This window comes from Bordetella ansorpii, from assembly GCF_900078315.1.
Lineage (GTDB): Bacteria > Pseudomonadota > Gammaproteobacteria > Burkholderiales > Burkholderiaceae_B > Bordetella > Bordetella ansorpii.
Window position 1 is genome coordinate 739,021 of the sequence record NZ_FKBS01000029.1, and the last position, 25,458, is coordinate 764,478.

Sequence of the window (25,458 nt, forward strand, 5' to 3'; positions counted from 1 at the left end):
TGTGAACAGGCCCTAGCTTCCCCCATTCATCGGCAAGACATCCACACAACAGGAGACACGCATGAGCGAGAAAATCACCGTCCTGGGCATGGGCTACTACTGGCAGGAACTGGAAGTCGGCCAACGCTTCCACACCCTGCGCCGCACCATCACCGAGACCGACATCATCAACTTCATCAGCGCCACGGGCATGCTGGAGACGATCTTCACGGACACCACCTTCGGCGGCGGTGCGATCCAGGGCCGCCCCGTGCCGGGCGCGCTGACCTACGGCATCATCGAAGGCCTGCTGATGCAGGGCATGGTGCAGGGCACCGGCCTGGCGCTGCTGGAAGTCCACAAGAAGATCCTGGCGCCCGTGGTGGCCGGCGACACGGTCTGGGCCGAGGTGGAAGTGACGGGCGTGCGGCCGACCTCGAAAAACAATCGCGCCATCGTGAGTTCGGCCATCGAGATCCGTAACCAGCACGGCACGCCCGTCATCCAGTACACGGCCGTGCGCATGCTGGCCGGCAAGCCGGAATAACGGCAACCGCCCCATCAGAGGGCGCGCCGACCGCACGACATCCCAAAAAATCAGGAGACAAGCATGATCCCCCGTTTTGCACGCCTGGCCGCCGGCGCGGCCCTGGCGGCGCTGGCCTTGGCCAACGCCCCCGCGCAGGCCGCCTGGCCCGAACGCCCCGTCACCATGGTGGTGCCCTTCCCGCCCGGCGGCCCCACCGACTTGGTGGCGCGCGTGCTGGCCAAGCAACTGACCGACCAATTGGGCCAGACCGTCGTCATCGAGAACAAGGGCGGCGCCAACGGCAACATCGGCATGCAGGCCGTGGCGCAGGCCAAGCCCGACGGCTACACGGTGCTGTACAACACCTCGTCGATTGCCTTGAGCCCCAATCTGTATACCAAGCTGAGTTTCGATCCCGCCCGCGACTTCACCGCCGTGTCGTCCACGGCGGTGATTCCGCTGGTGCTGCTGGTGCATCCGTCCATCCCGGCCAAGGACCTGGCGGGCTTCGTGGACTACGTGAAACGCGCCCCGGACAAGCTGTCGTTCGGGTCCGCCGGGCCGGGCAACGTCACCCACCTGGGCGCGGTGATGCTGCTGCGCGAACTGGGGCTGGAGGCGGTGCACGTGCCGTATCGCGGCAGCGCGCCGGCCATGACCGACCTGGTCGGCGGGCAGGTGCAGTTCATGACCAATACGCTGAACGATTCGCTGGGCTTCATCCGCGATGGCAAGGTGCGCGCCCTGGCCATCACCAGCAAGGCGCGCAGCGACCAGTTGCCCGACGTGCCCACCGTGGCCGAGGCGCGCAAGCCCGGTTTCGAGGTGGGCGCCTGGCAGGGCGTGATGGTGCCCAGGGGCACCCCGCAGCCCATCGTGGACAAGCTGAACGCCGAAATACGCCGCGCCCTTCAGTCGCCCGAAATGCAGAAGCAACTGAAGGTGCAGGGCGCCCAGGCGCTGGGCGCGACGCCGCAGGAATACGACGCCTACATCCGCTCGGAGACCCGCCGCTGGGGCGAGATCATCCGGGAGGCCAACGTCAAACTGGATTGACGGGCGTGGCCGCCGGTTCGGCCGGAGCCGGCGATTCGGCCGATTCGCCCGCGGGCGCGTCGGCCGCGGCCACGACCGGCGTCACCAGCTCGACCACCTTGGCGCGCGACAGCATGCCGAGGAACTCGTCGCCCTCGCCCGTCACGGCGACCGGCTGGTCGCTATGGACCAGGCGAGCCAGCACTTCGTCCAGACCGGCGGTGGCCGGCACCGAGGCCAGATCCGTCACCTGGCGCGAAATGTCGCGCGCGCCTTCCTGCACCATCGCCAACGCCGCCTCGGCCGTCAGCACGCCGGCCAGGCGCTTGCCGTCCAGCACCGGCGCATAAGCGTAGTCCAGCGCCTTCATGCGCTCCAGCGCATGCGCCGGCCGCGAACGCATGGTCAGCGTCAGGCGCGGCGGATTGACCGCGTGCGACGCGTTCAGCACCTTGGTGCGGTTCACGTCCTGCAGGAAAGCCTGCACGTAGTCGTTCGACGGATTCAGCAGGATATCCTCGGGCGTGCCCTCCTGCACCAGCTCGCCGTCTTTCAGGATGGCGATGCGGTTGCCCAGGCGCAGGGCCTCGTCCAGGTCGTGCGTGATGAACACGATGGTCTTGTTCAACTGCGATTGCAGGCTCAGCAGCTGGTCCTGCATCTCGCGGCGGATCAGCGGGTCCAACGCCGAGAAGGCCTCGTCCATCAGCAGCACTTCGGCATCGGTGGCCAGCGCGCGGGCCAGGCCCACGCGCTGCTGCATGCCGCCGGACAGCTGGTGCGGATACTGCTTCTCGAAGCCGGACAGCCCCACCTGCTCGAGCCAGTGCATGGCGCGCTTCTCGCGCTCGGCGCGCCCCACGCCCTGCACCTGCAGGCCGTAGGCGGCGTTGTCCAGCACCGTGCGGTGCGGGAACAGGCCGAAGCGCTGGAACACCATGCTCATCTTGGTGCGCCGGAAGGTTTCCAACTGCTTGTCGTCCATGGCCATGACGTCCACGCCGTCGACCAGGATCTGCCCCGCGCTGGGATCGATCAGCCGGTTGAAATGGCGGATCAGCGTCGATTTGCCCGAGCCCGACAGGCCCATGATGACGTAGATGCTGCCTTCGTCGATGGACAGGCTGATGTCGCGCAGGCCCAGCGTGTGGCCGCTCTCGGCCAGCAGCGCTTCCTTGCTGACGCCGTCCTGCGCGGCCTTCAGCCACTTCTGCGGATGCGATCCGAAGATCTTGTAGATGTTGCGGACTTCGATCTTGCTCATTGGTGGCCTCCCTGGCGCACGCGCCGTCCGTACGACTGGGTGATGCGGTCGAACAGCACGGCCAGCACCACGATGCCCAGGCCCGCCAGCAGGCCACGGCCGACTTCCAGGCGGTTGATGCCCAGCAGCACTTCGTAGCCCAGGCCGCGCGCGCCGATCATCGAGGCGATGACGACCATGGACAGCGCCATCATGGTGGTCTGGTTCAGGCCGGCCATGATGTTGGGCAGCGCCAGCGGCAACTGCACGCCGAACAGCTGCTGTCGGGGGCTGGCGCCGAAGGCCCGCGCGGCCTCCAGCACTTCGCGGTCGACCAGGCGGATGCCCAGGTCGGTCAGGCGGATCAGCGGCGGCACCGCGTAGATCACCGTGGCGATGATGGCCGGGATCTTGCCCAGTCCGAACAGCATCACGACGGGGATCAGGTACACGAAGCTGGGCATGGTCTGCATCACGTCCAGCACCGGCATCATGATGTTGCGCAGCCAGTTCACCCGCGCCATCAGCACGCCCAGCGGGATGCCGATCAGCACCGACAGCCCCGTGGCCATGATCATGAGCGCCAGCGTCTGCATGCCGGCATCCCACAGGCCCAGGACGCCGATCACGCACAGCAGCGCGCCCATGCCCACGGCCAGGCCGATGCGGCGGCCCACGGCATAGGCCAGGACAATCACCGCCAGCACCACCGCCCACCAGGGGGCGCTACGCAACAACTGTTCGAGCCAGACCAGCACGTGCAGGAAGGGCTTGGACAGCGACTCGAGGGTGTCCGCGTATTGCGTCACCAAGTGATCGACGAATGTGTCGATCACCCCGCGCACCGCGCGCGGGGCAATGATCTCTGGAAACATCGATCAACTCCGGAAAGTTACGGCCCGCGGCCGAAACGCCAACACCATTACAGCTTGGCCTGAACGCGCTTGGCGACCTCGGCGTCGACCCACTTGGTCCACACGTCGGCCTTGTTCTTCAGGAACCACTGGGCCACGTCGCGCGCCTCGTCGCCCGACTCTTCCATGTGCGCCAGGGTCTCGTCGACCACCGGGTTGGGGATGGCGACCTTGGACAGGAAGGCGGTCAGCTTGGGAGCCTTCTCGGAGAAGCCCGTGTTGACCGCGGTGAACACCGGGTTCTGGGGGTAGGCGCTGGGCTGCGGGTTGGCGCACTTGGTGTCCGTCAGGCACTTGTGCTTTTCGGCGTCATAGGGCGGCATGTCGAGCTTGACCAGGTCCATCGAGCCCACCAGCGGGGTCGGGTACCAGTAGTAGAAGACGACATCCTGCTTGCGCTTGTAGGCAGCCGTGAGTGCGGCCTTCTGCGCCGCGCCGGTGCCGGGCGAGTACAGGGTGTACGTGTCGTCCAGCTTCAGGGCATGGAACAGGTTGGTGCTGACCACTTCGCAGCCCCAGCCCGCCGGGCAGCCATAGAAGCGGCCCTTCGAGGGTTCTTCGGGATCGGTGAACTTGTCCTTGAACTTCGGCAGGTCGGCGGCCGATTTCAGTTCCGGCAGGCGTTCGGCGGTATAACGGGGCACGAACCAGGCTTCGCCGCCCATGAACACTTCGCCGATGCGCTTGACCTTGCCGGTCTTCTGCGCCTTTTCCCAGGGGTCGGCCACGCTGTTCAGCCAGATCTCGGAATTGATGTCGAGATCGCCGCGCTCCAGCGCGGCCAGGGCGGGCAGCGTCTCGGTGGGCAGCACTTCGGTCTTGCAGCCGTAGCCGTTTTCCATGATGAACCGTTCGATCTCGACCACGACCAGGTTCGACTCCCAGTTCATGCCGCCGAAATTGACGGGCCGGTTCAGTTCGCAGGCCGTTTCGGCGGCCTGGGCGCCCGAGGCGCAAGCGAACAGGACGGCCGCGGCGGCCACGGTTTTGCAGAGAGGATGACGCATGGGCTTTTTGCCTCCATAGGTTTCAGGGACACAGACGGCGCGCAACGCCAGCATGTGCCGAGTAGCTAGGGGGGTTGTGCGGAAGACGGGCAGAACCGCCAATACAAACCGACACCAACAGAAGAGCATCAGACGGCAGGGGGTCTGGTGCCCGTAGGACAGTGATCACATCTGGTGCGACGCACCAAAACAAATCACAGAAAATGCAGTCTCGAAAAATGACTGAAACTGAGCGAAGAAGGCAGCATGTTAAACGTTTTTGCCGACAAGCTCAACCCGCAACAAATTATTGATCGTTTTTGCGGCCGGCCCGCCATCCGGCGGGCCGGTGAAGACAGACCGGTCAGGCGGCCTTGTCGCCTGTCGTGAACGGCACCACCACGGGGTCGCCCGGGGCCGGTTGCGGCACGGCCTGACCGCCTTCGTAGATATAGTCGCGACGCCACGGATAGGCCAGGTCCGGCGGGTTGTCCAGCTCGTCGTGGCGGCCCGAGGCCAGGGTCGACACCAGCACCTGGTGCAGCGCCACCCAGCCGTGCTCGAACGCCATCGCGCAGCCCGCCAGATACAGGCGGTAGGCGCGCAGCGAACGCTGGCCCTGCTCGCCCTGCAGGATCTCGCTGGCGCGGTCCAGCTGGGCCTCTAGCGAATCGCTCCAGTGCCACAGCGTGCGGGCGTAATGCGGGCGCAGGTTCTCGACGTCCACCGATTCCAGCCCGCCCAGCGTCACCGCCTCGAGCACGCGGCTGATGTGCGTCAATTCGCCGCCCGGGAAGATGTACTTCTCGATGAACTCGCCCATTCCGCTGCCCATCTCGGCGTTGTAGACGCCCGACGCGGTGATGCCGTGGTTCATGATCAGGCCGCCCGGCTTGATCAGCCGGCGCAGCTTGGCGAAGTACTCCGGCAACTGCGCGCGTCCGACATGCTCGAACATGCCGACCGAGGCGATCTTGTCGAAGGCCTGGCGCTCGTCCAGCTTGCGGTAGTCGAGCAGCTCCATGCGCACGCGGCCCGACAGGCCTTTCTGCTGGATCAGCTTGTTGACGTAGGCATGCTGGTTCTTCGACAGCGTGATGCCGGTGGCGTCCACGCCATAGTGTTCGGCGGCCCACAGCAGCAAGCCGCCCCAGCCTGCGCCCACGTCCAGGAAACGCTCGCCGGGCTGCAGGCGCAGCTTGCGGCAGATGTGGTCCAGCTTGGCTTCCTGGGCCTGCGCCAGCGGCATCTCCGGCGTGCGGAAATAGGCGCAGGAATAGACCCGGCGCGGATCCAGCCACAACGCGTAGAAGTCGTCGGACAGGTCGTAGTGGAACTCGATCTGCCGCGCATCGCGCTCCATCGAATGGCGCGACACCGAGATCATCTTGCGCGCCACTTTCTTCAGCACGCCGCCCTCGGTGTCCTCGATGGGCGAATCGGGCAACAAGGCGGCGGCCGCGGACATGAGGTCGCGCATGCTGCCCTCGATGTCGATGCGTCCCTCGACGTAGTCCTGCCCCAGGACTCCCACCGCGCCGGTCGCCAGATGCGCCAACGCGGTCTTGTCGCGCGCCACGAACCTGACCCTGGCGTCGGCTGGACCGACTTTCGTTCCGTCAGGCATGATCAATTGGACCGGCACCGGCAGGCTGCCGAGCTTGCGATCCACTGCTGAAAGCACAGGATTCACGAGACCCTCTCCCCTGTTACGAAAAACATTGAGAAGGACTTTATCGGAAAACGGAAGAAATTTGCGTGTAAGCTGACCCATGCTAGATTCTTCTGTTTCTGCGCCGCGCACATATCGTGCCTGCCCGAAACCGGCGGCGGCGCCGCCCGCTACCGTCACCCTTCAAGCCCCCCTCGCCTCCATGCCCTCCCAATCGCTGTCCCGCACCTTCCCTGGCTGGTTACTGCTCATGGGTGCGGTCACGGCGATCGGACCGTTCTCCATCGACATGTACCTGCCGGCCTTCCCCGCCATCGCGCAGGGACTCGGGGTGCCGCGCGGCGAGGTCGAACGCACGCTCGCCGCCTACCTGGCCGGCCTGGCCATGGCGCAGATCGCCTATGGCCCGCTGGCCGACCGCTACGGCCGCAAGCTGCCCATGCAGATCGGCCTGGTGATGTACGTACTGGCCTCGGTCGGCTGTGCAGTCGCCGGGAGCATCGAGACCCTGACGCTGTGCCGCCTGCTGCAGGCGCTGGGCAGCGCGGCCGGCGTGGTCATTCCGCGCGCCGTCATCCGCGACCACTATTCCACGCAGGACGCCGCGCGCGCCCTGTCGCTGATGATGCTGATCATGGGCCTGGCGCCCATCCTGGCGCCGCTGGTCGGCGGGCAACTGCTGGGATTCGTCGGCTGGCGCAGCCTGTTCTGGGTGATGGCGCTGCTGGGCCTGGCCCTGCTGACGGCCGTGTCGCTGACCATGCGCGAATCGCTGGCGCCCGAGCGCATGGTGCCCTTGCGCTGGAACACCATCCTGTCCAATTACGGCGCCCTGCTCGAGCACCGCAGCTTCATGGCGCACAGCCTGGCGGGCGGGCTGGGACAGGCCGGCATGTTCGCCTACATCGTCGGTTCACCGCGCGTGTTCATCGAACTGTATGGCGTGCCGCCCGAATACTACGGTCTGTTGTTCGGCGCCAACGCCGCCGCGCTGATCATCGGCTCGCAGGTCAGCGCGCGCCTGCTGCGCCGCCTGCAGCCGGTGGTGCTGCAACGGCGCGCCCAGACGGCCCTGGCGCTGGCCAGCCTGGCGGCCTTCCTGCTGGCCATCACCGGCCTGATGGCGCTGCCGGTGCTGATGATCTGCCTGATGGGATACATGTTCAGCCAGGGCTTCGTCAATCCGAACTCGGCCGCGCTGGCGCTGTCCGAGCAAGGCGGCCGCCTGGGCGCCGCCTCGGCCATGCTGGGCATGCTGCAACTGTCCTGCGGCGCGCTGGCCGGCCTGGCCGTCAGCGCCTGGCAGAGCGACAGCGTCCTGCCGCTGGCCACCGTGCTGGCGGGTTGCGCCTGCCTGTCGTGGCTGTGTGGCCGCATTGCACGCCGCGGCGCTTGACCCAACCACAAAATCCGTACTAGAATCAGAGATTGCCTGGATTTCTCTTAGCAGAATTTCAGCAAAATACCGCAATATTTCCCGTGTGCGACCGCTATGCTTTGCGTTCGACACACTCTGACTACCGCCCGCGTGGGCGGCAGACAGCGGGGTATAAGCACTTCTTCAGCACCTGCGCGGGTCACCAAGCATCAGCGCAGCGTCTCACGAAGGGCCCTCAGGCAGGGCCGGCCGATCTCCTCTCTGTCCTTCCCCATGCGCGGCTAGAACAACCCAAGAGGTGTATCCATGGCACGCGTTTGCCAAGTTACCGGCAAGGGCCCGATGGTGGGCAACAACGTTTCGCACGCTAACAACAAGACCAAGCGTCGCTTCCTCCCGAACCTGCAATCGCGCCGGTTCTGGGTCGAAAGCGAAAACCGCTGGGTTCGCCTGCGCGTGACCGCCGCCGCCATCCGCACGATCGACAAGAACGGCATCGACGCCGTGCTGGCCGACCTGCGCGCCCGCGGCGAAGCCGTCTAAGCGACACGCCCCCATCTAATACCAGGAGCACGACATGGCCAAAGGCATCCGTGAAAAAATCAAGCTCGAGTCCACCGCGGGCACGGGTCACTTCTACACCACGACGAAGAACAAGCGCAACACCCCGGAAAAGATGCTGATCAAGAAGTTCGATCCGGTCGCGCGCAAGCACGTCGACTACAAGGAAACCAAGCTGAAGTAATTCAGCGGATAAATTCGCGGTATCCGTTTTACGGTATCGTTCAAGGCCCTGCTCATGCAGGGCCTTTTTGTTTGTCCGCGGGATACCGCGGGCCACGGACCCAAGCCGAAGGCGCCACGCCGGATCACCGGTTCCGGCAAGCGCGCCCGGCCAACGCCAGCCGACCACGCCGCGCCATGCATCGCCTCACTCTTCCCTCGCCACGCCACGCCACGCGCACGCTAGCCGCCGCGCTAGCCGCCCTGATGTTGGCCGCAGCCGCCCACGCGCAGAAGGCTCCGCCGCCGCTGCGCATCGGCGAGATCAACAGCTACAAGGCCTACCCCGCCTTTCTCGACCCCTACCGCAAGGGCTGGCAACTGGCCCAGGAAGAGATCAATGCCTCGGGCGGCGTGCTGGGACGCAGGCTGCAGGTGCTGTCGCGCGACGACGGCGACCGCGCCGGCAATGCCGTGCAGGCCGCCCTGCAACTGCTGGAGAAGGAAAAGGTCGACGTGCTGTTCGGCGGCATGCGCTCCGAATCCGGCCTGGCCCTGGGCGACTTCGCCGCGCACAACAAGGTCTTCTACCTGGCCGCCGCCCCCATGAGCGACCAGTTGGTCTGGCAGCAGGGCAATCGCTATACGTATCGCGTGGGCCTCTCCAGCCGCATGCTGGTGGCCGCCGTCATGCCCAAGGCCCTGGCGCTGCGCAAGCCGCGCTGGGCCATCGTGTATCCGGACGACGAGACCGGACGCGGCATGACGGCCACGTTCAGAAGCATGATGCAGGCCTTCCAGTCCAACGCCGAGATCGTGGCCGACCTGCCGGTGCCGGCCGGCAAGTTCGACCTGCGCGCCGCGCTGGGCAAGCTGGAGCCATTCCAACCCGATGCGCTGTTCGTGGCGTTGCAGGGCCCCGACCTGACGCGCTTCGTGCGCGAAGGCACGGCGCTGGCCACGTTCAGGGACAGGGCCGTCGTCGCGCCGTTCGCCGGCCTGCCGGAATATCTGTCGCCGTTGGGCGCCGACGCGCCGGCCGGATGGATCGTCGCGGGCTACCCCGACCAGGCCATCGATACGCCCGAGCATCAGCGCTTCGCGCAGGCCTATCAGGCCCGCTATGGCGCCGCGCCACAGGCCGGATCGCTGCTGGGCTACACCACGCTGATGTCGCTGGCCACAGGCATCGCCAAGGCCGGCTCGGCCGCGCCCGACGCCCTGGCGGAAGTGTTCGCCGGGCTGGAGGTCGACACGCCGCTGGGCCGCATCCGTTTCCGCCCGTTGGATCATCAATCGACGCTGGGCACGTACATAGGAACCCTCGCCGTCGAAAACGGCGTGCCGACGATGCAGGCGACCGGCTACCAGGATGGCGCGCGGCTGCAACTGCCGGACGTCGCGGTGCGCAGGCTGCGGCAGGCGGAGCACCCCGCGACGCAGGCCGGCGCTGCCGAGGAAGGCCCGGCCCAGGACGGCATGGCCGGTCGCGGCCCGACCGATTCCGCTCCAGATGCATCGCCTGCCGCGACAGACAGCGGCGGCGCCACCGCATCGCCAGGCCCGGCCATCACCCGCCAGGTCCCCATCACCTCACGCCGCCTGAGCCACCCCATCGCGGATCCGTCGCAGCCGGCCGATCCCGCGCAGGCCCGCCCACCGCAGGCGCCGCGGCAATCCCATCCGCAGACCCAGCAACCGCTGCAACCCCCGCCCCGCCCGAACCCCTACTGAGCGCTATGCGCGCCGCTGCCCCGCATGCCCGGGCGGCCCGCACTCGGTGAAGCAGCGCGCCGTACAGCCGGCGCAGATGTCCGGATCCAGGCGCTGGTAGATCTCGTGGATCGCCACGTGCTTGTCCGGGAAGACGCGGTCCGCGCCCAGTTCCTCGAGGAAACCCGTGCGCGCCCAGGACTGCATCACCTGCGGACGCGGACGATGGAAGTAGACGTCGCCGCCCAACTGGCGCCGCTTGCGCAGCTCGTGCTCCCAGACCTCCACGCCGGCGTGGTCGACGAAGTTCATGCTCTTGCACATCACCAGCAGATGGCGCGGCGCGTCCGGCGCCGCGCGCAGCGCCTGCAACCGGTCGGCCACGTGCACCGCCGCGCCGAAATAGACCGACCCTTCCATCCGCAGCAGCTTCAATTGCGGGCATTCGGGCAACGTGCCGCCCTGCCCCTCCAGCGGCACGAAATGCCGCGCGGGATCGTCGGCGTCGAAGCCCATGGTGCGCATGGCGGGCCGCGACGTGCGGTACAGATAGCCCGACAGCGACAGCAGCGTGCCCAGCAGGATGGCCACCTCCATGCGGATGCACACGGTGGCGGCCATCGTCGCGCCGGCGATCAGCGCCTCGGTGCGGTCCACCTTCGCCAGCCTGCGCCAGCGCGGCACGTCCAACAACGTCCAGGCCACCAGCAGCAGCAGGCCGGCAATGGCCGCGTGCGGAATGCGCGCCAGGAGCGGCGCGGTCAACGCGACCAGCGCCACCAGCAGGGCCGATGAGAACACCGCGGCCAGCGGCGTGCGCGCGCCGGCCTCGAAATTGGGCATCGAGCGATTCAGCGAGCCGCACGACAGATAGCTGGAAAAGAACCCGCCCACCGCGTTGGACACGCCCTGTCCGATGAACTCGCGGTTGGCATCGATAGCCTGCCCCGACCGCGCGGCGACCGCCTTGGCGATGGAGATCGACTGCGCCAGCGCCACGATGGTCAGCGGCACGGCCAGCCCGATCAGGTCGGGCAGCACGCGCCATTGCACGTCCGGCACGCGGAAGGGCGGCCACGGCTGCGCCAGCGGCCCCAGCACCGCCACGGCATCGTGCGGCCGCCACGCATTCCAGAGCGCCGCGATCGCGGTGCCCGCCACCAGGCCCAGCAGCATGTAGGGCTTGCGGCGATCCCAGCGACGCACCGCCAGCGCGCCGCCCACCGTCGCGACCGCCACCAGCAACGCGCCCGCGTGCGCCTGGTCCAGGCCGCCCACGATGCCCAGCAGGGTGTCGGCGCTGCCATGCCCATCGATGTCCAGGCCCAGCGCATCGACCCATGCGTGCAACGCGATCAGCAGCGCCGCGCCGCTGGTGAAACCGAACAGCGCGGACGGAGAGATGAAGTTGGCGAGCGCCCCCAGGCGCAGCACGCCGACGGCCAGTTGCAGCAGCCCGACCAGCACGGTGACGGCCAAAGCCAGCTCGATGTAACCCGGACTGCCGGCGATCGCCAGCGGCGACAGCACCGCGAAAAGCGCCAGCGAGTTCGCATTGGTCGGGCCCGACATCACGTGCCGGCTGGACCCGAACAGCGCCGCCAGCACACAGGGCACGATGGCGGAGTACAGGCCATACTCGGGCGGCAGCCCCGCCAGCGTGGCGAAGGCCACGCCTTGCGGCAGCACCAGCAAGGCGCCCAGCAGACCGGCCATCGCGTCGGCGCGCAAGGTGCGCCCATCGACCTCGCCCATCCAGTCGCCGAACACCTTGCGCCCAGTCCCCACGCGCCGCCGCGGCATGTGTCCGCCGCTATCCTGCTCCGCCATATCGTGCCTTGAATTGCCGCGCGGGCCGCATCATGCAGCCCTTCCGATCGGCAAGACCGCTAGCGTAAACGTAGCGCCGCCCCCCGCGCAAACACGCGCCGCCAGGCGCATTTCGGCGCGAAAGACGCTTCAAATGCGGGGAAAACAACAAAGAATGCTGCGCGAGCCCTTGAAAAACCGTGCATTGCACGCCAGTTCCGCTATCATCGCCGCGAGGTGCGCATCGCCTTCACACACGATGCGCAGCCTCTTGTACTCAACATACGGATCCCGACCATGGCCACCAAAGCAAAAGCTCCCGCCAAGAAAGTCACCAAGACCGCCGTGAAGGCGCCTGCCAAGGCTCCGGCCAAGGCTGCCAAGGCTCCCGCCAAGGCCCCCGCCAAGAAGGCTGTCGCCACCAAGACCGCGGTGAAGAAGACGGCTGCCGCCGCCACCATCCGCCCGATCAAGGAAGCGCTGAACAAGTCGCAACTGATCGCTCACCTGGTTGAAACCACCGGCGTCGAAGCCAAGTCGGTCAAGACCGTGCTGGCTGCCCTGGAAGGCTCGGTGCTGGGCTCCGTGGACAAGAAGGGCGCCGGCGAATTCACGCTGCCCGGCCTGTTCAAGATCTCGGTGCAGAAGGTTCCCGCCAAGGCCAAGCGCTTCGGCAAGGATCCCTTCACCGGGCAAGAGCGTTGGTTCCCGGCCAAGCCCGCTTCGGTCAAGGTCAAGGTCCGTCCGCTGAAGAAGCTGAAGGACGCCGCGCAGTAATCTGCCGCGCAGCACCCCAAAAGCAAAGAACCCGCCCTCGTGGCGGGTTCTTTGCGTTGAGGCTTTCTCTTTCCATCCATTGGACAGCAGGATATTTATCTTGATATAAAGATACTTCATATCGAGGTATCTGCCATGACACAGGATCACGTCGACTTCGTGCTCGCGCAATGGGCCAGCGAGCGCCCCGACCTGGACGTCTCGCCGATGGCCGTACTGAGCCGGGTGTTCCGGCTCCATACGCTGGCCATGCGCGACATCGACCGCACCTTTCGCCAGCACGGCATCCAGCAAGGCGAGTTCGACCTGCTGGCCACGCTGTACCGCGCGGGCTCGCCTTACGCGCTCAGTCCGCAGCAGCTCATCGACGCCCTGCTGCTGTCCTCCGGCGCCATGACCAACCGGCTCGATCGCCTGGAACAGGCCGGGCTGGCCGCCCGCCGCCCCAATCCCGACGACCGCCGCGGCGTCATCGTGTCGCTGACGCCCCTGGGCCGCAACACCATCCGCCGCGCATTGGAAGACTACGTGGCGCAGTTGGACGGCCTGCTGGCGCCGCTGTCGCCCACCGAACGCAACCGGCTGGCCGGCCTGCTGCGCAAGCTGCTGGCCAGCCACGACCAGGCCAGGCCCGGCGGCATCGCCACGACGGACACCCCATGAGCACCACGACAATGAACGCCTCACCCCCCCGCCTGAGCACGCCGATGGTTCTGCTGATGGCGGTCGCCACCGGCCTGGCCGTCTCGGGCAACTACTACGCCCAACCCCTGCTGCATGCCATCGGCCAGCAGTTCGGCCTGTCCAACGCGCAGGCGGGCGGCATCGTCACCACCGCGCAACTCAGCTACGCCGTCGGCCTGATCCTGCTGGTGCCGCTGGGCGACGTGCTGGAACGCCGTGGCCTGATCGTCGGCATGACGATCCTGTCTGGCTGCGGCCTGCTGGTGTCGTCCTTCGCGCACAGTTTTCCCATGTTGCTGGCCGGCACCGCCATCAGCGCCCTGCTGTCGGTGGTCGCGCAGGTGCTGGTGCCCTTCGCCGCCACCCTGGCCGAGCCGCACGAGCGCGGCAAGGCGGTCGGCACCGTGATGAGCGGCCTGCTGCTGGGCATCCTGCTGGCGCGCACCGTGGCGGGCGCGCTGGCCGACGTGGGCAACTGGCGCACCGTGTACTGGGTTGCCGCGCTGCTCATGTTCGGCATGGCCGGCGTGCTGTGGCTGAAACTGCCGCGCTGGCGCAACCCCGACCGCATGCCCTATCCGCAACTGCTGGGATCCATGTTCAAGCTGTTCGCGCAGGAACCGCTGTTCCGGGCGCGCTCGCTGATCGGCGGCCTGACCTTCGCCACCTTCAGCGTGCTGTGGACGCCGCTGACGTTCCTGCTGTCCGGCCCGGCCTACGGCTACTCCAACACCACCATCGGACTGTTCGGCCTGGCGGGCGCCATCGGCGCCTTCGCCGCCAACCGGTTCGGTCGCCTGGCCGACCGCGGCCTGGGCAACGCCGCCACCTACGCCGGACTGGCGCTGCTGGCGGGCTCGTGGGTGCTCACGGGGCTGGGCGAGTACGGCGTGCTGCCGCTCTTGGCCGGCATCCTGATCCTGGATCTGGCCGTCCAGGGCGTGCACGTCACCAACCAGAGTTCGATCTACCGCCTGCGGCCCGAGGCGCGCAGCCGCCTGACGGCGGGCTACATGACGTCGTATTTCATCGGCGGCGCCTCGGGCTCGCTGCTGTCGTCCTGGCTGTATCCGCATGCCGGCTGGACGGGCGTGTGCATCGCCGGCGCCGCAATCGCCCTGGCCGCGCTGGCCTATGCCTGCCTGTCGCCCAACGCACGCATCCCGGCCGGACCGCCCGCCAGGCCCGCCGCCGCGCAACGATAGCCCCACCTCTCCTATAATCCATGGTTTTGGCCGCCCCCCGGGCGGCCGCTACCCATTTGCCGGACACCCGCACCTTTCCCATGCAGGAACGCTATCAGCCCACCGCCGTAGAAGCCGCCGCCCAACAAGACTGGCAGGCGCGCGACGCCTATCTCGTCCACGAGCACGCCACCAACGCCGACGGTTCCGAGAAGCCCAAGTTCTACGCCTGCTCGATGCTGCCCTATCCCAGCGGCAAGCTGCACATGGGCCACGTGCGCAACTACACCATCAACGACATGATGGCGCGCCAACTGCGCATGCGCGGCTACAACGTGCTGATGCCCATGGGCTGGGACGCCTTCGGCATGCCGGCCGAGAACGCCGCCATCAAGTCCAAGGTGCCGCCGGCCAAGTGGACGTACGACAACATCGCCTACATGAAGAAGCAGATGAAGGCGATGGGGCTGGCGATCGACTGGTCGCGCGAAATGTGCGCCTGCGATCCCGCCTATTACAAGTGGAACCAGTGGCTGTTCCTGAAGATGCTGGAAAAGGGCGTGGCCTACCGCAAGACCCAGGTCGTCAACTGGGATCCGGTCGACCAGACCGTGCTGGCCAACGAACAGGTCATCGACGGCCGCGGCTGGCGCTCGGGCGCGCCTGTGGAAAAGCGGGAAATCCCCGGCTACTACCTGCGCATCACCGACTACGCCGACGAACTGCTCGACCAGGTCAGGAACGGGCTGCCCGGCTGGCCCGAGCGCGTGCGCGTCATGCAGGAGAACTGGATCGGCAAGTCGGAAGGCCTGCGCTTCGCGTTCCCGCACACGATCGCCGGCGCCGACGGCCAATTGGTGCAGGACGGCAAGATGTACGTCTTCACCACGCGCGGCGACACCATCATGGGCGTCACCTTCTGCGCCGTCGCCCCCGAACATCCCCTGGCCACGCATGCCGCGCAAGGCAACCCGCAACTGGCCGCATTCATCGAGCAGTGCAAGCTGGGCGGCACCACCGAGGCCGAGATGGCCACGCGTGAAAAAGAGGGCATGCCCACGGGCCTGACCGTCAACCACCCCATCACCGGCCAGCCGGTCGAGGTCTGGGTCGGCAACTACGTGCTGATGAGCTACGGCGACGGCGCCGTCATGGGCGTGCCCGCGCACGACGAGCGCGATTTCGCGTTCGCCAGGAAGTACGGCCTGCCCATCCGCCAGGTCGTGGCGCTCGAAGGCAAGGAATACTCCACCGACGCCTGGCAGGAATGGTACGGCGACAAGCAGGCCGGCCGCACCGTCGCCTCGGGCAAGTACGACGGCCTCTCGCACAAGGAAGCCGTGGACGCCATCGCCGCCGACCTGGCCGCGCAGGGCCTGGGCGAGAAGCAGACCACCTGGCGCCTGCGCGACTGGGGCATCTCGCGCCAGCGCTACTGGGGCACCCCGATCCCCATCATCCACTGCCCCGACTGCGGCCCCGTGCCCGTCCCCGAGGCGGACCTGCCCGTCGTGCTGCCCGACGACCTCATCCCCGACGGCAGCGGCAACCCGCTGGCCAGGAACGAAGCCTTCCTGTCGTGCTCGTGCCCCAGTTGCGGCAAGCCCGCGCGCCGCGAAACCGACACGATGGACACGTTCGTCGACTCGTCCTGGTACTTCATGCGCTACACCTCTCCGGGCAACGACCTGGCCATGGTCGACCAGCGCAACGATTACTGGATGCCGATGGACCAGTACATCGGCGGCATCGAGCACGCCGTGCTGCACCTGCTGTACGCCCGCTTCTGGACCAAGGTCATGCGCGACATGGGCCTCTTGAAGTTCGACGAGCCCTTCACCAGGCTGCTGTGCCAGGGCATGGTGCTGAACCACATCTACTCGCGCCGCAACGCGCAGGGCGGCATCGAATACTTCTGGCCCGAAGAGGTCGAGAACGTCTACGACGCCAAGGGGGCCATCACCGGCGCCAAGCTCAAGTCCGACGGATCCGACGTCACCTACGGCGGCGTGGGCACGATGTCCAAGTCCAAGAACAACGGCGTCGATCCGCAATCGCTGATCGACACCCTGGGCGCCGACACCGCGCGCCTGTTCGTCATGTTCGCCAGCCCGCCCGAGCAGACGCTCGAGTGGTCCGACTCCGGCGTCGAGGGCGCCAACCGCTTCCTGCGCCGCCTGTGGTCGCTGTGCCACACGCGCCGCGAGGCCGTGGCGCGCGGCCTGGCCGCCGGCGCCGACTGGTCGCAGGCCCCCGCCCCCGTCAAGGATCTGCGCCGCGAGGTCTACGGCCTGCTGAAGCAAGCCGACTACGACTATCAGCGCATCCAGTACAACACTGTCGTGTCCTCCAGCATGAAAGTGCTGAACGCCATCGACGGCGCCACGCTGCCCGAAGGCGCCGCGGCCGACGCCGCCCTGGCCGAGACCATCGGCATCCTGCTGCGCGTGCTGTACCCGGTGGTGCCGCACATCACCTGGCAGCTGTGGCGCGACCTGGGCTATGCCGGCCAACTGGGCGACCTGCTGGACGCGCCGTGGCCGCACGTCGACGAAGCGGCCCTGGTGGCCGACGAGATCCAGCTGATGCTGCAGGTCAACGGCAAGCTGCGCGGCTCGCTGCGCGTGGCCGCCCAGGCGCCCAAGGAAGACATCGAACGGCTGGCCGCCGCCCACGAGGAAGTCGCGCGCTTCCTCGAAGGCCGCCCGCCCAAGCGGGTCATCGTCGTCCCCGGCAAGCTCGTCAACGTCGTAGGCTGAAACCTCACATGAACCACGCCTGGCTCGCCCCGTCCCGCCCGTTCTCCCGGCCGCTGCTGCGCGCGGCGGGCCTGGCGCTCGTCCTGCTGCTGTCGGCCTGCGGTTTCAAGATGCGCGGCGTGACGCCGCTGCCCTTCGAAACGCTGTACATCTCCATCCCCGACAACACCAAGTTCGGCGCCGACGTGCGCCGCTCGGTGCGGGCCGCGTCGCCGGATACGCGCATCACCCAGACCGCCAAGGAGGCCGAGGCCATCCTGCAGCAGACCAACGATACGCGCGGCCTGCGCGAGGTGTCCCTGAACGCCCAGGGCCGCGTCGAGGAATACGAACTGAGCATCGTCTTCTCGTTCCGCCTGATCGACGCCAAGGGCAACGCCATCATCCCCGATACGACGCTGACGGCTTACCAGCAGATGCCGTACGACGAGCAGGCAATGCAGGCCAAGGAAGACCAGATAAACATGCTGTACGAGAACATGCAGCAATCCCTGGTCAACCGCCTGCTGCGCCGCCTGACGGCGCCGGACGTCCGTGATGCGGCCGAGCGCCTCAAACAGGGCGTCTCCGACCCCAACGCGCCGGTCTACGATCCCAACGCGGTCCAGGCCGCGCCGGATGTGCCCTATCCCCTGCGTTCGCCGTCGGTCAACGACGCACGCCAGCGGTACTGAGACCCATGGCGCAAGCCCTGGATGCCGGCGGACTGGCCGATCACCTTCAACGCGCCGGACAGCGTCTGGCGCCGTTGTACATGGTGTCCGGCGACGAGCCGCTGCTGGTCACCGAAGCGGTGGACGCGCTGCGCGCCGCCGCGCGGTCGGCGGGTTACACCGAACGCACCTCGCTGGTCATGGACGCCCGCAGCGACTGGAGCGCCGTCATCGCGGCCACCCAGACCGTCTCGCTGTTCGGCGACCGCCGCCTGCTCGAACTGAAGATCCCCACCGGCAAGCCCGGCAAGGCCGGCGGCGACACGCTGGTGAAACTGGCCAACCAGGCCCGGCAGCAGGCCGACGCCGACACGCTGGTCGTGGTGTCCCTGCCACGCCTGGACAAGGCCACGCGCGACAGCAAATGGGCGCTGGCGCTGGCCCAGGCCGGCGTGCCGTGCGACATCGCCAACATCGAACGCGGCCGCCTGCCCGCCTGGATCGGCGCGCGCCTGGGGCGCCAGAACCAGCGCACCGATGGCGCCACCCTGCAATGGATGGCCGACAAGGTCGAAGGCAACCTGCTGGCCGCCCACCAGGAAATCCAGAAGCTCGGCCTGCTCTATCCGGAAGGCGAGCTGGCCGCCGAGGATGTGGAAAAGGCCGTGCTCAACGTGGCCCGCTACGACGTCTTCGGCCTGCGCGACGCCATGCTGGCCGGCGACAGCGCCCGCACGCTGCGCATGTTGTCCGGGCTGCGCGCCGAAGGCGAGGCCCTGCCCCTGGTGTTGTGGGCGGTGGGCGAGGAAATCCGCCTGCTGGCCCGGCTGGCCGAAGCCCGCCAGCAGGGACAGGACATGAATGGCCTGATGCGCCGCCTGCGGGTGTTCGGCGCGCACGAACGGCTGGCCCAGCAGGCGCTGGGCCGCGTGCCCCCGCGGGCCTGGCCCGCCGCCGTCCAGCACGCGCACGACGTCGACCGCCTGATCAAGGGGCTGTCCGTGGCGGGCCGGCTGTCCGACCCCTGGGAAGAAATGGCGCGCCTGGCCCTGCGGGTGGCCGCGGCGGGTCCGGCATCGGCCGCGGCGGGCCGCCGACCGTGAAGGCGGCATAGCCGCCGCCTTCGCCCTCGCTCGTACGCCGGTTCACCACCGGTACACTACCCTGTCGCGGCGGCCATCAGCCGCCGACTCTCGCAACGATTCCCGCCATGACCACGATAGAAGAATCCATGCTGGCCCTGGGCGAAAACGCCCGAAGCGCCTCGCGCGTCACCATGCAGGCCGGCGCCGCCCAGAAGAACCGCGCCCTGCACGCCATGGCCGCCGAACTGAGCGCGCGCCGCGCCGAGCTGAAGGAAGCCAACGCGGCCGACGTCGCCGCTGCGCGCACCGACGGCCTGGAAGCCGCCATGCTCGACCGCCTGACGCTGTCCGACCGCGGCATCGACCTGATGCACGAAGGCCTGCTGCAGGTCGCTTCGCTGCCCGATCCCATCGGCAGCATCAGCGCCACCCACGTGCGCCCCAACGGCATGCGCGTCGCGCAGATGCGCGTCCCGCTGGGCGTCATCGGCATCATCTACGAGTCGCGCCCCAACGTCACCATCGACGCGGCCGCGCTGTGCCTGAAGTCCGGCAACGCCGCCATCCTGCGCGGCGGCCGCGAGGCCCTGCGCTCGAACCTGGCCCTGGGCCGCATCGTGCAGCACGGCCTGCGCGAAGCCGGCCTGCCCCCCGAGGCCGTGCAGGTGGTCGACACCACCGACCGCGCCGCGGTCGGTGCGCTCATCACCATGACGGAACACGTCGACGTCATCGTGCCGCGCGGCGGCAAGGGCCTCATCGCCCGCCTGGCGCAGGAAGCCCGCGTGCCGATGATCAAGCACCTGGATGGCAACTGCCACGTCTACATCGACCAGGCCGCCGATCCCGCCAAAGCCCACGCCATCGCCTTCAACGCCAAGACCTACCGCTATGGCGTGTGCGGCGCGATGGAAACCCTGCTGGTGCACGCGGCCGCCGCCGAACGCATCCTGCCGGCCCTGGGCCGCGCCTTCTGCGACCACGGCGTCGAGCTGCGCGGCTGCGAGCGCACCCGCGCCCTGCTGCCGTACGCCCTGCCCGCCACCGACGACGACTGGGCCACCGAATACCTCGGCCCCATCCTGGCGGTGCGCATCGTCGACAGCCAGGAAGACGCCATGGCGCACATCGCGCGCTGGGGCTCCGGCCACACCGACGCCATCGTCACCGAGAACCTGTCGGCCGCCACCGCGTTCCAGCGCGTGGTCGACTCCAGTTCGGTGTACGTCAACCTGCCGACCTGCTTCGCCGATGGTTTCGAATACGGCCTGGGCGCCGAGATCGGCATTTCCACCAACCGCCTGCATGCACGCGGCCCTGTCGGCCTGGAAGGCCTGACCACCCTGAAATGGGTACTCAACGGCGAAGGACAAACCCGAGGATGATGTCTACGATCGACCCCGCGCTGGCGCCTTTCCTGCGCGTCGCGTTCAGCCTGTTCGTCGCGTGCTTCATCACGTGCTCGATCTGCGGTTTCGTGCTGTTCTTCATGAAGTCCAAGCGCATCAACGCGGTGCTCAAGCACCCCTATCTCGAGCAGCGCCCGTTCGCGCAGTATCCCTTCGCGATCCGCGCGACGATTTTCCTCGATTATTTCTTCCGCCTGGCCTTTCCCGGCGCGTCGTTCTGGGTCATCGGGGAATCGAACCGCCTGCTCAAGCACATCCAGCCCAAGCAGATCCCGCTGGACGTGAAATGGCCGCTCATCGGCTTCTGGGGCGCCTGCTGGCTGGGCCTGCTGTCCATGATCGTGCTGTGGGGCCTGCTGCTGTTCGCACGCTGATCCACGCCCGCAATGCATCGGGGCCATGCCCGCGCTACCCGCGCGGGCATGGCCCCGATGCATTGGCGCGGCCGCTGCTGCCGCGTGCTATCGGCCGTCGACGGCCAGGGAAGCCGCGGCGGCCAGCCGCTTCTGCTGCCTGATCTTGCGCCGCCAGGCCTTGAAGGCCAGGTAGCTGGGCCCGAAGGTGGTGTTGCTGTAGAGCCAGATGCGGTGATTGAAGCGGCCCGAGTCGCTGTCGCGCATCGGGAAGCGGTAGATATGGCCGGGATCGCCTCCCGGCTTGTTCAGCCCGTACGCGTCGGTGGTGTACAGATGGCGGAAGCCCGCGGCCCGCGCTTCGGCGACGTAGTCCGCGTCGAAATACCCCTGCGGCCAGCACAGGTGATCGCTGACGGGACCCAGATGCTGTTCGAGCAGGGCCTTGGACGTGGCCAGTTCCTCGGCCACATGCCGGCGCTTGGCGGCGACATCGGAGCCGCAGACCTTGTCCCAGCGGGTATGGGTGTGGGTATGCGAGTGGATCTCGAAGGTGCCGGCCTCTTGCATGGCCCGCAGCTCGCTCCAGCGCAATGCGACCTCGTCGTAGCGGCCGGCCTCGACCAGCGCCGTGCAACCGGCGTGGTCGGGCGATGCCGGCAGCGGCAGGCCTTGCCCGGCATGCGGGCGCACCGGACCGTCACCGATCCATTGTGTGATGACGAACAGCACGGCGTGCATGCCGTAGCGCTGCAGGATCGGATGTGCATGCACCCAGTTGTCGAGATAGCCGTCGTCGAAGGTAATCAGCACCGACTTCTCGGGTACGGGAACCCCGTTCAGGTAGTCCGCGTATTGCCGGGCCGTCAGCGAGGTATAGCCCTTGCGCGCCAGGCCCGCGATCTGGCTCTCGAACCCTTTGCTACGCACGGACAACCGGCTGTATTTCGGGGTGACGTGGTGGTACATCAGCACCGGAACGCTGGGTGCGTTTTTCATTGTAGGTATCGCTCCTGCACCATACTCGGGACGCCGCTCCTGGTTCGGCGCCCCCGCAATGAATGTTTTGCTAGTAAGTGATCTCGACCCCGTCCGGCTTGGCCCAGGCGGCCAGGTTCTCCAGCAGGGTATCAGCCATGCGCACGCGCCATTGTTCGCCCAGCCGCATCGTGCACTGGAAGTCGTCCTTCTGGTAGACGATGTCGACCGGCACCCCCGGCACGCCGTTCTCGGGCTCGGCCCGGAACGGGTTCAGCAACTGGTGCAGGCGATTCGCATCGGCTTGCCCATTGAGCCTGACCCGCAGGGAACGGGCGCGCGCCTCGCGCGCCAGCTGCAAGTCGTACAGCTGCTCGGCGACGATACGCATACCGCCAGAGTAATCGTCGTTACTGACCTTGCCCTGAACAATGATGAGCTGATCCTCGCGCAGACGGTTCCGGTGTTTCTCGTACAGCTCGTTGAAGATGGAAATCTCGACCTGGGCGGTGCCGTCGTCCAGCACGGCGAACACCATCTTGCCGCGCCGCGTCATCATCACGCGCACGCCGGCCAGCACGCCGCACATCCACTGCAGGTCGCGCTGCGGCTCGACGCGTACCAATTGCATGGGCACGATGCGGCGGACCTCGTCGCGCCAATGGTCGAACAGATGGCCGCTGAAATAGTAGCCCAGCGCGGCCTTTTCCTCGGTCAGTTTCGCGTGCAGATTCCAGGGCGCCACCTTGGCGAGTTCGCTGGCGACCACGTCGCTGCTGTCGTCGCCGAACAACGACACCTGGTTGGCGCTGCGGGCCGCCTGCTCGGCCGCCTCCATGGCCGTGCCGATGGAGCCCAGCAAGGCGGCGCGGTTGGGTTCGATGGTGTCGAACGCGCCGGCGCGGATCAAGGCCTCGACGGTACGGCGGTTGACGGCATGCTTGTCCACCCGGCGGCAGAAATCGAACAGGTTCTGGAACGCGCCGCCCGCGGCGCGGGCGCGCAGGATCTCCTCGACCGCGCCCTGCCCCGTGCCCTTGACCGCGCCCAGGCCGTAGCGCATGGTGCGCGGCGGCTTACCCTTGGCGAAATGCTCGTCCTGCACGGGTTCGAAGCGATAGCCCGAGGCGTTGACGTCCGGCGGCAGCACCGCCACGCCGTTGGCCTGCGCATCGCGCACGAAGGTCTGCACCTTGTCGGTGTCGTCCATGTCCGCCGATAGCGTGGCGGCCAGGAACTCGGCGGGGTGATAGGCCTTGAGCCAGGCGGTCTGGTACGAAATCAGCGCATAGGCGGCCGAGTGCGACTTGTTGAAGCCATAGCCCGCGAACTTCTCCATCAGGTCGAACAGCTTGACCGCCAGGTCGGGATCGTGGCCCTTGTTGCGCGCGCCTTCTTCGAACTTGATGCGCTCCTTGGCCATTTCCTCGGCCTTCTTCTTGCCCATGGCGCGCCGCAGCAGGTCGGCGCCGCCCAGCGAGTAGCCGCCGATGATCTGCGAGATCAGCATCACCTGTTCCTGGTAGACGATGACCCCGTAGGTGCTCTTCAGGGTGCTTTCCAGGTCGGGGTGGAAGTAGTCCACCTGCGCGCGGCCGTGCTTGCGATTGACGAAGTCGTCCACCATGCCGGATTCGAGCGGCCCCGGGCGATACAGGGCCAGCATGGCGATCACGTCTTCGAAGTTGCTGGGCTTGAGCTTCTTCAGCAGCTCCTTCATGCCGCGCGATTCGAGCTGGAACACCGCCGTGGTGTTGGCCTCGCACAGCACGCGATAGGCCGCCTGGTCGTCCAGCGCCAGCGCCATGATGTCGAAATCGCGCTTGGTCTCGTTGAACTGGCGCACGTAGCGCACGGCCCAGTCGAGAATGGTCAGGTTGCGCAGGCCCAGGAAGTCGAACTTGACCAGGCCGGCGGCCTCGACGTCGTCCTTGTCGTACTGCGAGACCGCGCTGTTCTCCTGGCCCGGCTGGCAATACAGCGGGCAGAAGTCGGTAAGCTTGCCCGGCGCGATCAGCACGCCGCCGGCGTGCATGCCGATGTTGCGGGTCAGGCCTTCCAGCGGGCGGGCCAGGTCGACCAGGCCGCGCACTTCCTCTTCCTGTTCGTAGCGCTCCTTGAAGGCGGGCTCGTCGGCCAGCGTGCGCTCCAGCGTCCAGGGGTCGGCCGGGTTGAACGGGATCAGCTTGGACAGGCCGTCGCAGAACATATAGGGCATGTCCAGCACGCGGCCCGCGTCGCGGACCACGGCCTTGGCGCCCAGCGTACCGAAGGTGGCGATCTGGCTGACGGCCGCGCGGCCGTACTTTTCCTTCACGTAGTCGATGACGCGTTCGCGGTTGTCCTGGCAGAAGTCGATGTCGAAGTCGGGCATCGACACGCGCTCCGGGTTCAGGAAACGCTCGAACAGCAAGTCGTAGCGGATGGGGTCGAGATCGGTGATGCCCAGCGCATAGGCCACCAGAGAGCCCGCGCCCGACCCCCGCCCGGGGCCGACCGGCACGCCGTTGTTCTTGCCCCAGTTGATGAAGTCCTGCACGATCAGGAAGTAGCCGGGGAAACCCATCTGGATGATGATCTTGCATTCCCAGGCCAGGCGGTCGTAGTACTGCTTGCGCTTGGATTCCCGCTCCGCCGCATCCGGGAACAGGAACTCCATGCGCTTTTCCAGGCCCTGCTCGGACAGCTGGACCAGGTAGTCGTCCAGCGACACGCCGTCGGGCGTGGGAAAGTTCGGCAGGCGCGGCTTGCCCAGTGTCAGCGTCAGGTTGCAGCGGCGTGCGATCTCCACCGTGTTGGCCAGCGCAGACGGCACGTCGGCGAAACGCCTGGCCATTTCCTCTGAGCTTTGCAGGTACTGCTCGGGCGAGAAACGCTTGACCCGCCGCGGGTTGGCCAGCACCTCGCCCTGCGAGATGCACACCCGCGCCTCGTGCGCCTGGAATTCGTCGCGGTCCAGGAACTGCACCGGGTGGGTGGCCACCACCGGCAGGCCCGCCTCGGCCGCCAGGCGCATGGCGGCCTGCACATAGGCCTCGTCGCCTTCCATGCCGCTGCGCTGCAGCTCGATGAAGTAGGAGCCGGGGAACATGTGCGCCCACTGGCGCGCCAGCGACAGCGCCGACACGGCGTTGCCCGCCTCCAGCGCCTGGCCGACGTCGCCCGCGCGGCCGCCGGACAGCACGATCAGGCCTTCGCGGCCCTGCAGCCACTCGCGGCGCAGTTCGGCGCGGCCCGTGCCCTGGTTGGTAAGAAAAGCCTGGGACAGCAGTTCGCACAGGCTGAGATAGCCCTTGTGGTTGCGCACCAGCAGCAGGACGCGGAACGGCTTGTCGGGATCGTCGTCGTTGGCCAGCCAGGCATCGCAGCCGGCGATGGGCTTGACGCCCGCGCCACGCGCGCCCTTGTAGAACTTGATCAGGCCGAACAGATTGGACAGGTCGGTCAGCGCCACCGCGGGCTGGCCGAGCTTGGCGACCCGTTTGATCAGGTCGGGGACACGCACCAGGCCGTCCACCACCGAGAACTCGGAATGGACACGCAGGTGGACGAAAGCGGGGGGCGAAACGGCGGCATCTGACATGCCCGGGATTGT

General features: G+C 67.4%; 21 protein-coding genes. 14 read left to right on the forward strand and 7 right to left on the reverse strand.

What is annotated here, in order from left to right:
• Nucleotides 1–61 precede the first annotated feature (61 nt).
• Both A7W11_RS25095 and A7W11_RS25100 read left to right on the forward strand, forming a co-directional pair.
• Complete coding sequence (locus tag A7W11_RS25095) at nt 62–526, forward strand: MaoC family dehydratase (RefSeq protein ID WP_066420576.1); 465 nt, start codon at nt 62–64, stop codon at nt 524–526.
• Nucleotides 527–589: 63 nt separating this feature from the next.
• On the forward strand, nt 590–1,564 hold the full coding sequence (locus A7W11_RS25100; RefSeq protein WP_066420578.1) for a Bug family tripartite tricarboxylate transporter substrate binding protein: 975 nt from the start codon (nt 590–592) through the stop codon (nt 1,562–1,564).
• Here A7W11_RS25100 and A7W11_RS25105 read toward each other — a convergent pair.
• From A7W11_RS25105 to A7W11_RS25120, 4 genes are all read right to left on the reverse strand, one after another.
• Entirely contained in the window at nt 1,551–2,807 is a 1,257-nt protein-coding gene (locus A7W11_RS25105; protein ID WP_066420580.1) for a quaternary amine ABC transporter ATP-binding protein, read from the reverse strand. The two genes, A7W11_RS25100 and A7W11_RS25105, sit on opposite strands and share 14 nt — an antisense overlap.
• Nucleotides 2,804–3,661 carry an ABC transporter permease gene (locus A7W11_RS25110; protein WP_066420582.1) on the reverse strand — a complete coding sequence of 286 codons (858 nt, stop codon included), beginning with the start codon at nt 3,659–3,661 and terminating at the stop codon, nt 2,804–2,806. The genes A7W11_RS25105 and A7W11_RS25110 overlap by 4 nt, the downstream gene beginning before the upstream one ends.
• 47 nt (nt 3,662–3,708) lie before the next feature.
• Nucleotides 3,709–4,707 carry an ABC transporter substrate-binding protein gene (locus A7W11_RS25115; RefSeq protein ID WP_066420584.1) on the reverse strand — a complete coding sequence of 333 codons (999 nt, stop codon included), beginning with the start codon at nt 4,705–4,707 and terminating at the stop codon, nt 3,709–3,711.
• A 343-nt stretch (nt 4,708–5,050) separates the two neighbouring features.
• Nucleotides 5,051–6,379 carry a class I SAM-dependent methyltransferase gene (locus tag A7W11_RS25120; protein WP_156523226.1) on the reverse strand — a complete coding sequence of 443 codons (1,329 nt, stop codon included), beginning with the start codon at nt 6,377–6,379 and terminating at the stop codon, nt 5,051–5,053.
• Nucleotides 6,380–6,560: 181 nt separating this feature from the next.
• Here A7W11_RS25120 and A7W11_RS25125 point away from each other — a divergent pair, with 181 nt between their 5' ends.
• The 4 genes from A7W11_RS25125 to A7W11_RS25140 all read left to right on the forward strand — a co-directional run bounded on the left by A7W11_RS25125 (nt 6,561) and on the right by A7W11_RS25140 (nt 10,193).
• Nucleotides 6,561–7,754 (forward strand): multidrug effflux MFS transporter, encoded by a 1,194-nt coding sequence (locus tag A7W11_RS25125; protein ID WP_156523227.1) that lies wholly within the window; start codon nt 6,561–6,563, stop codon nt 7,752–7,754.
• A 288-nt stretch (nt 7,755–8,042) separates the two neighbouring features.
• Nucleotides 8,043–8,279, forward strand: coding sequence for a 50S ribosomal protein L28 (gene rpmB, locus A7W11_RS25130; RefSeq protein WP_066420587.1), 237 nt, complete (start codon nt 8,043–8,045; stop codon nt 8,277–8,279).
• 34 nt (nt 8,280–8,313) lie between these two features.
• A complete protein-coding gene (gene rpmG / locus A7W11_RS25135; protein WP_014750397.1) occupies nt 8,314–8,481 on the forward strand; it encodes a 50S ribosomal protein L33 in 168 nt (55 codons plus the stop codon).
• Nucleotides 8,482–8,657: 176 nt separating this feature from the next.
• Entirely contained in the window at nt 8,658–10,193 is a 1,536-nt protein-coding gene (locus A7W11_RS25140) for an ABC transporter substrate-binding protein (RefSeq protein WP_082887474.1), read from the forward strand.
• Nucleotides 10,194–10,196: 3 nt separating this feature from the next.
• Here the strand turns inward: A7W11_RS25140 and A7W11_RS25145 are convergent, their stop codons facing one another.
• Complete coding sequence (locus A7W11_RS25145; RefSeq protein WP_235816990.1) at nt 10,197–11,927, reverse strand: SulP family inorganic anion transporter; 1,731 nt, start codon at nt 11,925–11,927, stop codon at nt 10,197–10,199.
• A gap of 351 nt (nt 11,928–12,278) precedes the next feature.
• On the opposite strand from A7W11_RS25145, the gene A7W11_RS25150 reads away from it, so the two are divergent.
• The 8 genes from A7W11_RS25150 (at nt 12,279) to A7W11_RS25185 (ending at nt 20,906) form a co-directional block, all read left to right on the forward strand.
• A complete protein-coding gene (locus tag A7W11_RS25150; protein ID WP_066420596.1) occupies nt 12,279–12,758 on the forward strand; it encodes an HU family DNA-binding protein in 480 nt (159 codons plus the stop codon).
• Between the two features lie 135 nt (nt 12,759–12,893).
• A complete protein-coding gene (locus A7W11_RS25155; protein ID WP_066420601.1) occupies nt 12,894–13,421 on the forward strand; it encodes a MarR family winged helix-turn-helix transcriptional regulator in 528 nt (175 codons plus the stop codon).
• Between the two features lie 11 nt (nt 13,422–13,432).
• Entirely contained in the window at nt 13,433–14,647 is a 1,215-nt protein-coding gene (locus A7W11_RS25160; RefSeq protein WP_066420603.1) for an MFS transporter, read from the forward strand.
• A gap of 80 nt (nt 14,648–14,727) precedes the next feature.
• A complete protein-coding gene (gene leuS, locus A7W11_RS25165) occupies nt 14,728–17,385 on the forward strand; it encodes a leucine--tRNA ligase (protein WP_066420606.1) in 2,658 nt (885 codons plus the stop codon).
• An 8-nt stretch (nt 17,386–17,393) separates the two neighbouring features.
• Complete coding sequence (locus tag A7W11_RS25170) at nt 17,394–18,059, forward strand: LPS-assembly lipoprotein LptE (protein ID WP_082887475.1); 666 nt, start codon at nt 17,394–17,396, stop codon at nt 18,057–18,059.
• 5 nt (nt 18,060–18,064) lie between these two features.
• Nucleotides 18,065–19,141: a DNA polymerase III subunit delta gene (gene holA / locus A7W11_RS25175; RefSeq protein WP_066420612.1), complete on the forward strand. Its 1,077-nt coding sequence runs from the start codon at nt 18,065–18,067 to the stop codon at nt 19,139–19,141.
• Nucleotides 19,142–19,248: 107 nt separating this feature from the next.
• Nucleotides 19,249–20,508 (forward strand): glutamate-5-semialdehyde dehydrogenase, encoded by a 1,260-nt coding sequence (locus tag A7W11_RS25180; protein ID WP_066420615.1) that lies wholly within the window; start codon nt 19,249–19,251, stop codon nt 20,506–20,508.
• Nucleotides 20,505–20,906, forward strand: coding sequence for a hypothetical protein (locus A7W11_RS25185; RefSeq protein WP_235816967.1), 402 nt, complete (start codon nt 20,505–20,507; stop codon nt 20,904–20,906). Before A7W11_RS25180 ends, A7W11_RS25185 begins: the two co-directional genes overlap by 4 nt.
• Nucleotides 20,907–20,993: 87 nt before the next feature.
• Here A7W11_RS25185 and A7W11_RS25190 read toward each other — a convergent pair whose 3' ends face one another.
• Complete coding sequence (locus tag A7W11_RS25190; protein ID WP_066420617.1) at nt 20,994–21,884, reverse strand: polysaccharide deacetylase family protein; 891 nt, start codon at nt 21,882–21,884, stop codon at nt 20,994–20,996.
• A 70-nt stretch (nt 21,885–21,954) separates the two neighbouring features.
• A complete protein-coding gene (dnaE, locus tag A7W11_RS25195; RefSeq protein WP_066420619.1) occupies nt 21,955–25,446 on the reverse strand; it encodes a DNA polymerase III subunit alpha in 3,492 nt (1,163 codons plus the stop codon).
• Nucleotides 25,447–25,458 lie beyond the last annotated feature (12 nt).